This is a genomic window from Rahnella sp. PAMC25617 (genome assembly GCF_050606005.1).
GTDB lineage: Bacteria > Pseudomonadota > Gammaproteobacteria > Enterobacterales > Enterobacteriaceae > Rahnella > Rahnella variigena.
The window spans coordinates 1-14,721 of record NZ_JBOCUM010000024.1; the positions used below are offsets into that span (position 1 = coordinate 1).

At 53.4% G+C, this 14,721-nt stretch carries 13 protein-coding genes; 4 read left to right on the plus strand and 9 right to left on the minus strand.

Features of this window, described 5'->3' with window-relative positions; all coding sequences use genetic code 11:
• Positions 1 to 54 precede the first annotated feature (54 nt).
• Positions 55 to 903 carry an MIP/aquaporin family protein gene (locus tag ACM615_RS23210; protein WP_112289343.1) on the minus strand — a complete coding sequence of 283 codons (849 nt, stop codon included), beginning with the start codon at positions 901 to 903 and terminating at the stop codon, positions 55 to 57.
• A 576-nt stretch (positions 904 to 1,479) separates the two neighbouring features.
• Here ACM615_RS23210 and zapB point away from each other — a divergent pair.
• Positions 1,480 to 1,719, plus strand: a complete 240-nt coding sequence (gene zapB, locus ACM615_RS23215) for a septal ring assembly protein ZapB (protein WP_013577585.1) — start codon at positions 1,480 to 1,482, stop codon at positions 1,717 to 1,719.
• A 64-nt stretch (positions 1,720 to 1,783) separates the two neighbouring features.
• On the opposite strand, the gene rraA is transcribed toward zapB, so the two are convergent.
• The 7 genes from rraA to priA all read right to left on the minus strand — a co-directional run bounded on the left by rraA (position 1,784) and on the right by priA (position 9,886).
• A complete protein-coding gene (rraA, locus tag ACM615_RS23220; protein WP_104923992.1) occupies positions 1,784 to 2,269 on the minus strand; it encodes a ribonuclease E activity regulator RraA in 486 nt (161 codons plus the stop codon).
• A 120-nt stretch (positions 2,270 to 2,389) separates the two neighbouring features.
• The gene (locus ACM615_RS23225; RefSeq protein ID WP_431012595.1) at positions 2,390 to 3,316 is read right to left on the minus strand and encodes a 1,4-dihydroxy-2-naphthoate polyprenyltransferase; all 927 of its coding nucleotides are present in this window, start codon (positions 3,314 to 3,316) and stop codon (positions 2,390 to 2,392) included.
• Positions 3,317 to 3,414: 98 nt separating this feature from the next.
• Entirely contained in the window at positions 3,415 to 4,749 is a 1,335-nt protein-coding gene (gene hslU, locus ACM615_RS23230) for an HslU--HslV peptidase ATPase subunit (protein ID WP_112289345.1), read from the minus strand.
• A 12-nt stretch (positions 4,750 to 4,761) separates the two neighbouring features.
• Complete coding sequence (gene hslV / locus ACM615_RS23235; protein ID WP_015690599.1) at positions 4,762 to 5,292, minus strand: ATP-dependent protease subunit HslV; 531 nt, start codon at positions 5,290 to 5,292, stop codon at positions 4,762 to 4,764.
• Between the two features lie 115 nt (positions 5,293 to 5,407).
• Positions 5,408 to 6,358: a cell division protein FtsN gene (gene ftsN, locus ACM615_RS23240; protein ID WP_159282529.1), complete on the minus strand. Its 951-nt coding sequence runs from the start codon at positions 6,356 to 6,358 to the stop codon at positions 5,408 to 5,410.
• A gap of 100 nt (positions 6,359 to 6,458) precedes the next feature.
• On the minus strand, positions 6,459 to 7,487 hold the full coding sequence (gene cytR, locus ACM615_RS23245; protein WP_112289347.1) for a DNA-binding transcriptional regulator CytR: 1,029 nt from the start codon (positions 7,485 to 7,487) through the stop codon (positions 6,459 to 6,461).
• A gap of 203 nt (positions 7,488 to 7,690) precedes the next feature.
• Positions 7,691 to 9,886 carry a primosomal protein N' gene (priA, locus tag ACM615_RS23250; RefSeq protein WP_120163789.1) on the minus strand — a complete coding sequence of 732 codons (2,196 nt, stop codon included), beginning with the start codon at positions 9,884 to 9,886 and terminating at the stop codon, positions 7,691 to 7,693.
• 201 nt (positions 9,887 to 10,087) lie between these two features.
• Here priA and rpmE point away from each other — a divergent pair, with 201 nt between their 5' ends.
• On the plus strand, positions 10,088 to 10,300 hold the full coding sequence (gene rpmE, locus ACM615_RS23255; RefSeq protein ID WP_112289349.1) for a 50S ribosomal protein L31: 213 nt from the start codon (positions 10,088 to 10,090) through the stop codon (positions 10,298 to 10,300).
• A gap of 153 nt (positions 10,301 to 10,453) precedes the next feature.
• Here rpmE and metJ read toward each other — a convergent pair whose 3' ends face one another.
• A complete protein-coding gene (gene metJ / locus ACM615_RS23260) occupies positions 10,454 to 10,771 on the minus strand; it encodes a met regulon transcriptional regulator MetJ (RefSeq protein WP_004392248.1) in 318 nt (105 codons plus the stop codon).
• A gap of 330 nt (positions 10,772 to 11,101) precedes the next feature.
• Here metJ and metB point away from each other — a divergent pair, with 330 nt between their 5' ends.
• Entirely contained in the window at positions 11,102 to 12,262 is a 1,161-nt protein-coding gene (metB, locus tag ACM615_RS23265) for a cystathionine gamma-synthase (RefSeq protein ID WP_112289351.1), read from the plus strand.
• Between the two features lie 2 nt (positions 12,263 to 12,264).
• Positions 12,265 to 14,700, plus strand: coding sequence for a bifunctional aspartate kinase/homoserine dehydrogenase II (locus ACM615_RS23270; protein WP_431012596.1), 2,436 nt, complete (start codon positions 12,265 to 12,267; stop codon positions 14,698 to 14,700).
• Positions 14,701 to 14,721 lie beyond the last annotated feature (21 nt).

The following is a 14,721-nucleotide window of genomic DNA, read 5'->3' on the forward strand; positions in this document are numbered from 1 at the left end:
TGCTGACATAATGTTCATCCTGCGAATAAGTAAGCTGTGGAACAGTTTAGCCGATCAGGCCTTACGCTGTTTGGTTGGCTGCGGTGCTTTATCTTCAACCGGCACATTAATCTGATGTGGCAAATGACGACTAATCAACGCTTTATAACCTGCGGCACCCAGGGCAGCACCCACCAGCGGACCGAAAATAGGCACCAGGAAATAAGGGATATCGCGTGCACCGGTGAAGGCGACTTTGCCCCAGCCAGCGAAGTAGGCGAAAAGCTTAGGACCGAAGTCACGCGCAGGGTTCAGGGCGAATCCGGTCAGTGGCCCCATTGATGCGCCGATAACTGCAATCAGAATACCGATCAGCAGCGGTGCCAGCGGGCCACGCGGCAGGCCGTTACCGTCGTCAGTCAGGCCGAGGATCAGCGCCATCAGAACTGCAGTAATCACGGTTTCAACGAAGAATGCCTGTAATACGCTGATGTGCGGGTTTGGATAGGTCGAGAAGATACCGGCCAGATCCAGACTTTCGACACTGCCGCGCACCATGTTGTGGCTTTGCTCGAAATCGAAGAACAGATTGTAATAAAGGCCGTAGACCAGTGCGGCGGCACAGAAGGCGCCTGCAACCTGTGCGATGATGTAAGGCAGAACTTTGCGTCCTTCAAAGTTCGCGAACAAACATAAGGCGACGGTTACAGCCGGGTTCAGGTGTGCGCCTGAAATCGCGGCAGTCAGGTAGATGGCCATTGCCACACCAAATCCCCAGACGATACTGATTTCCCACTGGCCAAAGGATGCTCCGGCAAGTTTCAGCGCAGCAACACAGCCCGCACCGAAGAAAATGATAAGCCCGGTACCCAGAAACTCAGCGATGCACTGACCTTTTAATGTGGAACTCATGGTTTGGCTCATAGTTTGATCCTGCTAAGGATGATGTTAATGGTTAGTTATAGTTTTTCTGTCGTGCGTACGTGAACGTAATCGGATTTTGACGTTCATCATTAAATGAGAACGTAATGTGAATTTATCGTTAACGAGCATAAACGAGAAATAGCGAAATCAAATTTTGTGTGTCGTGTCATAAAAATGAGCGATTTCGCGTATTGGCTTAACTTGATGTAGAGCAAAAAGCACAGGGTTTAACATTTTATACGGGCGTTTGAGCCAAACGAACACCCCGCTGCATGGCACTACGGCGGCTAAGGTTATTCGGTATTAAGGACGATTTCCGGTAAGAGGCACCGCTTTTTAAGCATTTCCTGATACCCCGCACTGTTAAATTGCAACAGACTGCGTGGATAAAGGGGTTCTGGGTAGACAGGGCAAAGCTGGCTACATACAATCACCCGTTAAGACACCCGACGTTTATACGAAATTTTAAATTGAATTCGTTATGAAAATCGACGGAGTGCAGGAATTTTTGAGCCGTGTCCGGACGATGCGGCAGAACATAAGATGTGCGCCTTGCGAACATAAGGGGACCGAAAAATGTCATTTGAAGTATTTGAGAAATTAGAAGCTAAAGTTCAGCAAGCGATTGATACCATCACTCTGTTGCAGATGGAAATCGAAGAACTGAAAGAACAGAACAACACCTTGTCTCAGGAAGTTCAGCAGGCCAGCGGCAACCACGAGTCTCTGGTGCGTGAAAACGCGCAGCTGAAAGAAGAACAACACGTCTGGCAGGATCGTCTGCGTGCACTGTTGGGAAAAATGGAAGAAGTCTGAGTACTTCCGCCATTCAATGAAAAAGGACGCCTTGGCGTCCTTTTTTGTGGCTGAAAACAGCGGTTTACTCGATATCGAGCGGATCTTCTGACAACACGATGCCGGTATTGTCGGCATACAGATGATCGCCGGAGAAGAAGGTGACGCCGCCAAAATTGACACGAATGTCGCTTTCGCCGATCCCTTCACTGCCTGCGCCCGCAGGAATGGCTGCCATCGCCTGAATGCCGATGTCGAGCTCTTCCAGATCGTCTACCTGACGGACAGCACCGTAAATCACAATGCCTTCCCATTCGTTTTGCAATGCCTGGCGTGCCAGTCCGGCATCCAGCAATGCGCGACGAACAGAGCCGCCGCCATCGACCACTAACACGCGGCCACGGCCGTTTTCTTCCAGCAGGTCATAAAGCAAGCCATTATCTTCAAAGCATTTCACTGTCGTGATTTGCCCGCCAAATGAAGTACGGCCGCCAAAGTTGGAGAACAGGGGTTCGACGACATTCACTTCTTCATGGTAGATGTCGCAAAGTTCGGAAGTATCGTATTTCATAGGATTTCATCTGGTTGCTGCATGAGTGTTCAGTATATCCCTTTCCGGCAGATGTTGGCAAAATCATCAATTGTTAAATGTGAAAAGCAGCCCGATAAACGCACATCAGGCCAACTTTACTCAGTTCAGCAACAGACCTATTGCAAACAAGACGTTAGTCAGTAACGCCGCTTTTACCATATGTTCCAGAAGGGGACGTACTTCGGTGGATGTTTTAGCGCGCATCACACGCATGACGTGTTTTGCCAGCACCGGAATCGCCAGAATAAACAACCAGCCAGTCCAGTGATGCAGATGCACGGCGGAGAATATCGCCAGACACACGACAGCGGCCGTCAGGATGGTTGCATGATAGCGGCGGGCGTTGACCGGGCCGAGACGTACAGCCAGCGTGTTCTTGCCATTCGCACTGTCGGTTTCGATATCGCGCAAATTATTGATATTGAGCACCGCGGTCGAGAGCAAACCGGTCGCCGTCGCCGGTAACATCACGATCCAGTCGAAATAACCCGCCTGCAAATAGAATGTGCCCGCGACGCTTATCCAGCCGAAGAAAATCAGCACGGAAATATCACCCAGTCCCATGTAGCCGTAAGGGCGCGTGCCGACGGTATAGGTGATGGCGGCGCCAATCGAGAGCAGACCGAGGATCAGAAAACCTACCACGTCGCTCGGTTTGTGGCAGGCAACGGCAATCAGTGCAATCCCGCAAACGATGGTCAGCGCAATAGTCAGCATGATGGCGCGCTTCATTTGCGCGGCCGTAATCAGGCCTTTTTGCATCCCGCGCAATGGCCCGACGCGATCGGGTGTATCGCTGCCTTTTTCGGCGTCGCCATAGTCATTTGCCAGATTCGACAGAATTTGCAGACATCCGGCAGTCAGAAGTGCCAGAAGCGCGATAAGCGGATGGAAAACGCCTTGCAGGCTGGCAATGGCAGACCCCATGACGATAGAGGCAAAAGCCAGGGGCAACGTTTTTGGACGCAGGCTTTCCAGCCACGCGCGGGCAGGCGTTGTCGGGGTGCAGGGAGTCATTGTGCTCATAGGTGATTTCGCTCAGGTGAAGAATCAGTCCGAAATCTAAAAAAAAATCAGGGAGGCAAACGCCTCCCTGAAGATCACTTTCGGAACGTATGAGCAAATTATAAGATAAAACGGCTCAGATCTTCATCAGCTACCAGCTGGTCAAGGTGGCTTCTAACATAATCTGCATCAATGTTTATAGAGATTCCGTTACTTTCACTCGCGTCATAGGAGATATCCTCCATCAAACGCTCCAGAACGGTATGCAGACGACGTGCACCAATGTTCTCGGTGGTTTCGTTCACCTGCCATGCTGCTTCGGCAATACGACGGATACCGTCAGCCGTGAAATCAATGGTCACGCCTTCGGTCGCCATCAATGCTTTGTACTGATGAGTCAGCGAAGCACTCGGCTCGGTCAGGATGCGCTCGAAGTCTTCAGTCGACAGCGCCTGCAGTTCCACACGGATTGGCAGACGGCCCTGCAATTCAGGGATCAGGTCTGACGGGCTGGCAGTCTGGAAAGCACCGGAGGCGATAAACAGGATGTGATCCGTTTTCACCATGCCGTGCTTGGTCGAAACCGTACAACCTTCCACCAGTGGCAGCAGGTCGCGCTGAACACCTTCACGGGAAACGTCAGGACCGGAGCTTTGGCCGCCGCGTTTACAGATTTTATCGATCTCATCAATAAACACGATACCGTGCTGTTCAACGGCTTCAATCGCCTGTTCTTTCAGCTCTTCCGGGTTCACCAGTTTTGCCGCTTCTTCCTCAATCAGCAGCTTATACGCTTCTTTGATTTTCAGTTTGCGCGGTTTCTGTTTCTGAGCCCCCATGCTCTGGAACATCGACTGGAGCTGATTGGTCATTTCTTCCATGCCCGGAGGGGACATGATTTCAACGCCCATCGGACCAGATGCCAGACTGATTTCGATTTCTTTATCGTCGAGCTGGCCTTCACGCAGTTTCTTGCGGAAGTTCTGGCGTGCGGCAGAAGGTTCCTGCGCTTCGTCAGCCTGTCCCCAGTTGTTTTTCGCTGGCGGGATCAGCACGTCGAGAATGCGCTCTTCAGCCATTTCTTCGGCACGGTAACGGTTTTTCTCGATCGATTGCAGGCGCACCATTTTCACGGCGGAATCGGTCAGATCGCGGATAATAGAGTCTACTTCTTTACCGACATAACCCACTTCGGTGAATTTGGTTGCTTCAACTTTGATGAACGGCGCATTAGCCAGTTTGGCCAGGCGACGCGCGATTTCGGTTTTACCGACACCGGTCGGTCCGATCATCAGAATATTTTTCGGGGTGACTTCGTGGCGCAGCGCTTCATCAAGCTGCATACGGCGCCAGCGGTTACGCAAAGCAATGGCCACGGCGCGTTTCGCTTTATCCTGGCCAATGATGTAGCTGTCTAACTCGCTGACAATCTCGCGCGGGGTCATCTCAGACATAATTTTCGATCCTTACGCTTTAGAAGACAATTCTTCGATAGTGTGGAATTGGTTGGTGTAGATGCAGATGTCACCGGCGATGCTCAGCGATTTTTCGACGATGTCGCGCGCTTCAAGCTCTGAATTTTCCAGCAATGCACGGGCTGCCGCTTGCGCGTACGGGCCACCGGAACCAATCGCGATCAGATCGTTTTCAGGCTGGATAACGTCACCGTTACCGCTGATGATAAGGGATGCGTTTTCATCGGCCACGGCCAGAAGGGCTTCCAGACGACGTAACATGCGGTCAGTACGCCAGTCTTTTGCCAGTTCAACGGCGGCTTTCACCAGATGACCCTGGTGCATTTCCAGTTTGCGTTCGAACAGCTCAAACAGCGTGAAGGCATCAGCAGTACCGCCAGCAAAACCGGCGATCACTTTGTCGTTATACAGGCGACGTACTTTTTTGACGTTGCCCTTCATGACGGTATTTCCCAATGTGGCCTGGCCATCACCACCAATAACGACCTTGCCGTTGCGGCGTACACTTACAATTGTTGTCACGAGCGGTTCCTCGTTGCAGACGGAAAAGATCCCCGCAGGTTTGCGGGACACTGAGCGTGTCTCACAAACTTACGGGGCATATTGAAAGTATAGATTGGGGAAGGATTACGGGTTTTCAACCCCCGGTTGCGACGGGAATGCAACCGGAGATGCCAGCGCCTTTGAGGCGCGATAGTGTGCTGTCAGCACCAGAACGGCTGTTGTACGGGCCGATGACGACGCGACTCCAGCCACCGCCGGTGGTGATCCGGCCTTCAAAACCTTCGAATGCCAGCTTGGCGCGCTGGGATTCCGCCTGCTCAGACCCTTTGAACGAACCGCACTGAACCACAAAGTGCTGGGTTTTTTCCTGCGCTTTCGGTTTTTCTGGCGCGACCTGCGTGATTGCCGCCGGTTGTTGCGGTTTCGCCACTTCTTTCGGCACCTCTTTCACCGGTTCTTTAACCTGTGGTTTCGGTTTTGGCTGAACGGCCTGTGTTTGCACCTGAGCCTGCGGCGCACGCACCGGCTGCGTTTGCGGCGTATACGTTGGCTGCACCTGACGCGGCTGAGTCTGTACCGGTTGCTGTTGCGCGTACGTCGGCTGTTGTTGCTGAACCTGACGCTGCGTACGTGCGGGTGCCTGTGTCGCCTGATTCGGGTCGTTATACGGCACTTCCGACAATTGTGTCGGCGTCTGGCGCATATCGGCCTGCATCTGCTCGAGCAACTGACGTTGTTCCGGTGTCAGCTGCGTCTTGGATTCTACCTGGCCACCAGCCGTCGGCTCGGTTGGCGTGGTCACGCCCATCTGGCGGTTTTCCAGCTCTTTGATGTAGCGCCAGCGTTCTTCTGGCTTAGGTGGCAATCCATTACCCGGACGGACAGGATGCGTCGGCAATACCACCGCTTCTTCATGTTTATTGTGCGCAATAAAATAGAGGCCACCGACAAACACCACCAGCACCGCAACGGCTAACACCACCATGGTTTTGGAGATCGTTGGGGAACTGCGTTTTTTACTCCGGCTGGTACTTTTCCGCCGCGCTCCTGAGCGCCCACGGCTTACATAGTCTCTTTGTGCCACTATCGTTTCGCTGTGTCGTGATGAATGAAGAAGTGCGTCATGTTACTCAACCCTGAACATTTACTGAAATTAAAATCACTGAACAGCCATCAAAACTGACTCACGCTTTGGGAGCGGCGGTGCTTTCACGCACAACCAGTTCGCTGTCGAGCAGCAATGAACCGCTTTGTACCTGATTTCCCTGTAACTGCTCAAGTAATAATAACATGGCCTGACGACCAAGCTGGAATCTTGGCTGCGCGACGGTGGTCAGCGGAGGATCGGTATACTGGCTGGCCTTGATGTCATCGAAGCCGACAACCGAGAGATCCTCCGGGACGCGCAGACCCATTTTTTTCGCCTGAAACATCGCGCCAATCGCCATAATATCGTTATGACAGAAAATCGCCGTTGGCGGCTCCGGCAGCGACATCAGTTCGGTAACGGCCTGTGCGCCGGATTCATAACTAAAATCACCGTCTACCGTCAGCTGCTTTTCGACGCTTAGCCCGTTACGGCGCAGTGCCTGCACATAGCCTTGTGAACGGTACTGGCACAGCGGCATATGTTTCGGCCCGGCGATGCAGGCAATGCGCTGATGTCCCAGTTTGAGAAGATAATGTACGGCTTCAAACGCGGCGGTCAGGTTGTCGATGTGTACCGTTGGCAGTTCCAGTTCCGGCGCAAATTCGTTAGCCATCACCATAGGTGGCAAATTGCGCTGTTCTTCCTTGCTGGCGTCGAAGGGTAAATCGGAGCCGAGCAGCAACATGCCGTCAATTTGCTTGGTAATGATCAGATTGATAAAGGTTTTTTCTTGCTGATTCTGTTGGGCGCAATCGCCGATGAGCACCAGATAACCGCTTTCAGCCGCCGTGCGTTCGATCCCCTGGATCAGGTCGGAAAAAAACGGATCGCAGATGTCCGGGACGATCACCAAAATCGTACGCGATTCGTTACGTTTCAGGTTGCGGGACAGGGCGTGAGGAGAATAACCCACCGCCATGACGGCCTGATCAACCTTCTGACGGGTAGAGGCGGAGACTTTCTCCGGATTCATTAACGCGCGGGATACCGTTGCTGTTGAAACGCCTGCCTGTTCAGCCACATCTTTCATTGTCGCGGCGGGTAATTCTTTCTTGTGCTCCAACGTCTCTCTCCTTGCAACAGCATCAAACTGAGACAACAACATCAACATTCCTCACCTGGCTACCGATGATGTGTAGCACATCACATTCTAAACAGAATGTGAGTAGGATTTGTTACCTAATTTGCATTAAAAGTGTGATGCAGATGCTTTTTTCGATCCATCACGCAGAAATCATGACTAATTATGCGGATTTCCTCCACGGATCAGCTGTCAATCGGGTCCACATCCAGCGTCCATTTCACTTTTTTAGCCTGCGGCAGGCTCGCAATCAATGGCTGAGAACTTTTGATCAGATGCTGTAAAACGCGCCGTGAAGGATGCTGTAATAGCAACTGCCAGCGGAAGCGACCACTGCGTTTGGGCTGCAAGGCGGGAACCGGCCCTAAAATCCACAGCGAATCATCTTTCAGCGGGCTGGATTCGAGCAAATTCCGTAACTGCTGGAGAAACAGCGCGGACTGCTGATTATCGTGATCTTCAGAGCGGATCAGAATATGGCTGGTAAAAGGAGGAAGAAACACGCTTTTGCGCTCCGCCAGCGTTTGTCTGGCGAACTCGTCATAGCCTTGCTGTAACAGAACCTGCAATAACGGATGTTCCGGATGGTGCGTCTGCAACACGACTTCACCCTGTTTCCCTGCGCGTCCGGCACGACCGGAAACCTGAGTATAAAGCTGGGCAAAGCGCTCGGCAGAACGGAAGTCCGCCGAGAACAGCGCGCCGTCGACGTCTAATAATGACACCAGTGTGACGTCCGGGAAGTGATGCCCTTTCGCCAGCATCTGCGTGCCGATAAGAATGCGTGCGCCGCCGCGATGGACTTCATTCAGATGTTGTTCCAGCGAGCCTTTACGGCTGGTGGTATCGCGGTCAATACGCGTGATGGGCGTATCCGGGAACAACGGCGCGAGTTCATTTTCCAGCTGTTCGGTACCAACACCGACGGAAACCAGTTGTGTCGATCCGCAATGCGGACACTGATGCGGCACAGCGCGCTGGCTGTCGCAATGGTGGCAGCGCAGCTGGCGCTGATTCTGATGCAGGGTGTAATAGTGGTCACAGCGCTGACATTCGGCAATCCAGCCGCATTCGTGGCAAAGCAGGGCAGGTGCATAACCCCGGCGATTCAGGAACAACATCACCTGATTATCGGCTTTCAGATGTTCCTGCATTTTTTGGATCAGCGGCTGAGACAGCCCGACTTTCAGCTGCAACCCTTTTAAATCCAGCAAATTCTGCCGGGCAAGTTTGGCATTCCCGGCGCGCTTGGTCAGTTTGAGCTGGCGATATTTCCCCAGTTCCACGTTGTGCAAGGTTTCCAGCGCCGGGGTCGCAGAGCCCATAATAATCGGGATATTTTCCGCATGAGCGCGGTATACCGCCAGGTCACGCGCGTGATAACGCCAGCCTTCCTGCTGCTTGTAAGAACTGTCGTGTTCTTCATCGATAATAATGACGCCCAGACGCGCGAATGGCGTAAAGAGCGAAGAGCGCGTACCGATCACAATGCCTGCTTCGCCATTACGCGCCCGCAGCCAGACGGCGAGACGCTCACTGTCGTTCAGGCCGGAATGCAGCACATCCACAGGCGCGCTGAAACGTTCGCGAAAACGCGCGATGGTTTGCGGCGTCAGGCCGATTTCCGGTACCATCACCAGCGCCTGACGACCCTGCGCCAGAATGTTTTCCAGTACGCTCAGATACACTTCGGTTTTACCTGAACCGGTCACACCGGCCAGCAGCCAGGCGGAAAACTGCTGATCTTCACTGCGGATCGCGCCAACGGCGGTGGCCTGTTCAGTATTGAGCCGTAAACGCTCGCCGACCACCGAGAAATCTTTGCGCCAGTCGAGCGTGGCGGGCGCGATGCTGCGTAAATCCGTCAGACCTTTGGCGCGTAACGCCTGCAACGCCGTATCCGTGAGATCAAGATCGGCGACCTGATGGCGATACAGTGGCTTTTGCATCAGCGCAGCCATGGCCTGCTGCTGTTTTGGCGCACGTTTGAGGCTGTCGAGCGGCGTAGCGCGCCCCTGTTCAGTGGCGAACCATTGCCATAGCGGCGTCAGTTCGGCGGGTTTCCCCTGGCGCAGTAATACCGGCAGCGCATGAAACAGCACTTCACCAATCGGATAATGATAATAGTCGGCCGCCCAGAACAGAATGCGCCACAAATCAGGGGTAAACAGACTGGAACTGTCGAGCACTTCGCGTACCGGTTTCAGCTTATCCAGGCCAAAATCACTGGATTCACTGACGTTGACGACAATGCCGATAGCGTCGCGTTTACCGAAAGGCACACTGACCCGGCAACCCTTTGAAACCGCCATGTCAGGTGGTAACAGATAGTCGAAAGTACGGGCAAGCGGGACAGGTAAAGCAACGTGGGCAACAGGCATTGTGGATCCAGACTATAAAAAAATGACGAGATAGTGTACACTGTGTCCTTCGAAATGCATGAACATCATTGCGCGGTTCTCAGAGATTCTGTATGATTCGCCGCCTTTGGTGCATTTCGTACTCAAAGCCTATCATCCACTACGCGTGGTGTCTGACAGAACAGGGTTGGATAGCGACGCGGCCTTAAGAAGAGGTTTTCCATGAAAAAAGGTATTCACCCTAAATACGTAGAAGTTACTGCAAACTGCTCATGCGGTAACGTTATCAAAACTCACTCAACTGTGGGTCACGATCTGAACCTGGACGTTTGTGGCGAATGTCACCCGTTCTACACTGGTAAGCAACGTGAAGTGGCTACCGGTGGCCGCGTTGACCGCTTCAACAAGCGTTTCAGCGTTCCAAGCAGCAAATAAGCTACGCTTGAGAGCAAAAAAAGGCGCCTTAGGCGCCTTTTTTGTTGCCTGTCGTTTCACTTCCCGCCAGACAAACCTTCTTTTCTCACAAAGACACTGAAAAAACGCGCGACGGGTCGCACGGTCTTTCAGCACATCTCTGTGTAGCTGCGATCAGTATTCCCAGGTATCAGGATCCACACCCAGTTCACGCATCAGGATCTTCGCCGCTTCCGGGATTTCGTCACTGCGTTCTTTACGCAGGTCTTCGTCATTCGGCAAAGGCTGACCGGTGAAGGCATGAAGGAAAGCTTCGCACAATAATTCACTGTTGGTCGCATGACGCAGGTTGTTCACCTGGCGACGGGTGCGCTCATCAGTCAGAATTTTGAGGACTTTCAGCGGAATGGATACCGTAATTTTCTTAACTTGTTCGCTTTTCTTACCGTGTTCAGCGTAAGGGCTGACATATTCGCCGTTCCACTCAGCCATGGGACACCTTAAATTTATCAAAAAATAAAATTCTGAAAACCGCGTGATTATGCCCGATTTTCACTGTTCTCACTAAATAAATGTCGGAATTTGACAGGGATATCTCACGATTTCTCCCGCGGCATTATTCGTTTTGTCACCTTGCGCTCAATAACCTCAGCGCGACAGATCTGCCTGACATCTTCATTAACGCCATAATTTTAGCGGGTATTGCTCTGTTGCTCAATCTATACGCAAAGAAGTTTAGATGTCCAGATGTATTGACGTCTATAACTCCGGGCGTTACTCTTGACACCCTCATCCTCCGCATTTCGTCAGGAAGAAATGATTATGACGCACAAGCAAGCCACCATTGCCGTAGGCAGTGGCCTGAACAATGATCAGCAATATGGTTGTGTAGTTCCGCCAATCTACCTTTCCAGTACCTACAACTTTGAAGATTTCAATCAGCCAAGAGCCCATGACTATTCGCGTCGCGGTAATCCGTCACGTGATGTTGTCCAGCGTGCGCTGGCTGATCTGGAAGGCGGTGCTGGCGCGGTACTGACCAGCAGCGGTATGTCTGCTATTCATCTGGTGTGTACGGTCTTTCTGAAACCTGGCGATTTACTGCTGGCGCCGCACGATTGTTACGGCGGCAGCTATCGTCTGTTCGACAGCCTGAGCAAACGCGGCGCGTATCGCGTGCTGTTTGTCGATCAGGGCGACCCGCAGGCGCTGGCCGAAGCACTGAAAGAACAACCGAAGCTGGTGCTGATTGAAACCCCGAGCAACCCGTTGCTGCGCGTGGTGGATATTCAGGCGATTTGTGACGCATCCCGCGCCGCCGGTGCGCTGACCGTGGTGGATAACACCTTCCTCAGCCCGGCGTTGCAAAATCCGCTACAACTTGGCGCGGATTTAGTCGTTCATTCGTGTACGAAATATCTTAACGGGCATTCTGATGTGGTCGCCGGTACGGTAATATCTAAGACCGCAGAACACGCGACAGAACTGGCGTGGTGGGCGAACAACATTGGTGTGACCGCTGCAGCTTTTGACAGCTATCTGTTATTGCGTGGTCTGCGCACGCTGACGGTTCGCGTGAAACAGCAGCAGGAAAATGCCCTGGCAATTGTTGCTTATTTACAGAAACAATCGCAGGTCAAAAAGCTGTATCATCCGTCGCTGCCGGAAAACCAGGGGCACGACATTGCCCGCCGTCAGCAACGTGGCTTCGGTGCCATGATCAGTTTTGAATTTAACGGAGATGAAGCGCAGCTGCGTCATTTCCTGAAAGAATTGAAGTTATTTACCCTCGCAGAATCACTGGGGGGCGTCGAAAGCCTGATTTCTCATACCGCGACCATGACGCACGCTGGCATGGCGCCGGAAGCGCGTAAAGCCGCGGGGATTTCTGACAGCTTGCTCCGTATTTCTGTAGGTCTTGAAGACAGCGAAGATTTGATTGCTGATCTGGAACATGCATTCCAGTCAGTGGCAACGAGGTAAGTATGAATGCAATAGCGGTTGCAGCGCCGGCGGGAAGCCGTCAGTTGCACAAATTTGGTGGTAGCAGTCTGGCTGACGTGAAATGTTATCTGCGCGTCGCCGGAATTATGGCCGAGTATGCCAAGCCGGGTGACATGATGGTGGTGTCGGCAGCGGGCAGCACAACCAACCAGCTGATCAGCTGGCTGAAGCTCAGCCAGACAGACAGAATTGCCGCGCATCAGGTTCAGCAGGCTTTGCGCCGTTATCAGAGTGATTTGATAACCGGTCTGTTGCCGCTGGAAATGGCCGAACCGCTTATTGCTTCGTTTATTCATGATCTCGAACGTCTGGCGGTTTTGCTCGATGGCAAAATGACTGATGCGATTTACGCCGAAGTCGTCGGGCATGGCGAAGTCTGGTCTGCGCGCCTGATGTCTGCGGTGCTGTGCAAACTGGAATTACCGGCCGCCTGGCTGGATGCCCGTGAATTCCTGCGTGCCGAACGTGCCGCTCAACCTCAGGTCGATGAAGGCCGTTCGTATCCGCTGCTGCAACAACTGCTGGCGCAACATCCTCAGCAATATCTGGTCGTCACCGGCTTTATCGCCCGCAGCGATGCGGGTGAAACCGTACTGTTGGGCCGTAACGGCAGTGACTATTCCGCCACCCAGATTGGCGCACTGGCCGACGCCAGCCGCGTGACCATCTGGAGTGATGTGGCCGGTGTTTACAGCGCTGACCCGCGTAAAGTGAAAGATGCCTGCCTGCTGCCGTTGCTGCGTCTCGATGAAGCCAGCGAACTGGCGCGTCTGGCAGCCCCGGTGCTGCACACCCGCACGCTTCAGCCGGTTTCCGGCAGCGATATCGATTTACAACTGCGTTGCAGCTATCAGCCGGAGCAGGGCTCAACGCGTATTGAGCGTGTACTGGCTTCCGGTACCGGCGCAAAAATTGTTACCAGTCACGATGATATTTGTCTGATCGAAATGGTCATTCCGTCCGGCCACGATTTTGGCCTGGCGCAAAAAGATGTCGAACTGCTGCTCAAACGTGCGCAGATCAAACCGCTGTGTACCGGCATTCACCCGGACCGTAATTTGCTGCAACTGTGCTACACCTCCGAAGTGGCGGGAAGCGCCTTGCAGGTTATTGAAGAAGCGGCACTTCCGGCGCGTCTGACGCTGCGTGAAGGGCTGGCGCTGGTAGCGCTGGTCGGTGCGGGCGTGTGCAAGAATCCGCTTCACAGCCACCGTTTCTATCAGGAAATGAAAGATCAGCCGGTAGAGTTTATCTGGCAGGCGGAAGACGGTATCAGTCTGGTCGCCGTGCTGCGTATCGGCCCGACAGCGCACCTGATTCAGGGGCTGCACAAAACGCTGTTCCGTGCTGAAAAGCAAATCGGTCTGATGCTGTTTGGTAAAGGCAATATCGGTTCACGCTGGCTGGAACTGTTTGCCCGCGAGCAAAAGAACATTTCTGCCCGCAGCGGTTTTGAGTTTGTGCTGGCCGGTGTGGTCGACAGCAAGCGCAGTTTGCTCAATTACGAGGGACTGGATGCCAGCCGTGCTCTGGCCTTCTTTGATGATGAATCGCAGGCGCACGACGAAGAATCGCTGTTCCTGTGGATGCGTGCGCATCCTTATGACGATTTAGTGGTGCTGGACGTCACCGCCAGCGCCGAACTGGCCGATCAGTATCTGGATTTCGCCAGCTACGGTTTCCATGTGATCAGCGCCAACAAACAGGCGGGCGCGTCGGATACCCATAAATACCGTCAGATCCGCGACGCGTTTTCCAAAACCGACAGCCACTGGCTATATAACGCCACGGTCGGCGCCGGTTTACCGGTTAACCATACGGTGCGTGATTTACGCGAAAGCGGCGACAGTATTCTGGCCATCAGCGGGATTTTCTCCGGCACATTGTCCTGGCTGTTCCTGCAATTTGACGGCACGCTGCCTTTCACCGAACTGGTCGATTTGGCGTGGCAGCAGGGGCTGACCGAGCCGGATCCGCGTGATGATTTATCCGGTCAGGATGTGATGCGTAAGCTGGTGATCCTGGCGCGTGAAGCCGGTTATGACATCGAGCCGACGCAGGTTCGTGTGGAATCACTGGTGCCGGAAAGCTGTGCGAACGGTTCTGTCGATCAGTTCTTTGAAGACGGCGAGGCGCTGAACCAGCAAATGCTACAGCGTCTGGAAGCTGCCCGCGAAATGGGCCTGGTGCTGCGCTATGTGGCGCGTTTCGATGCGAACGGCAAAGCACGCGTTGGGGTTGAAGCGGTGCGTGAGGATCATCCTCTGGCTTCCCTGTTGCCATGCGATAACGTGTTTGCCATCGAAAGTCGCTGGTATCGCGATAACCCGCTGGTGATCCGCGGGCCGGGGGCAGGACGTGATGTCACCGCCGGTGCATTGCAGTCTGACCTTAACCGCCTGACGCAACTTCTGTAATTTATCTCAGCCCTTCCGGTA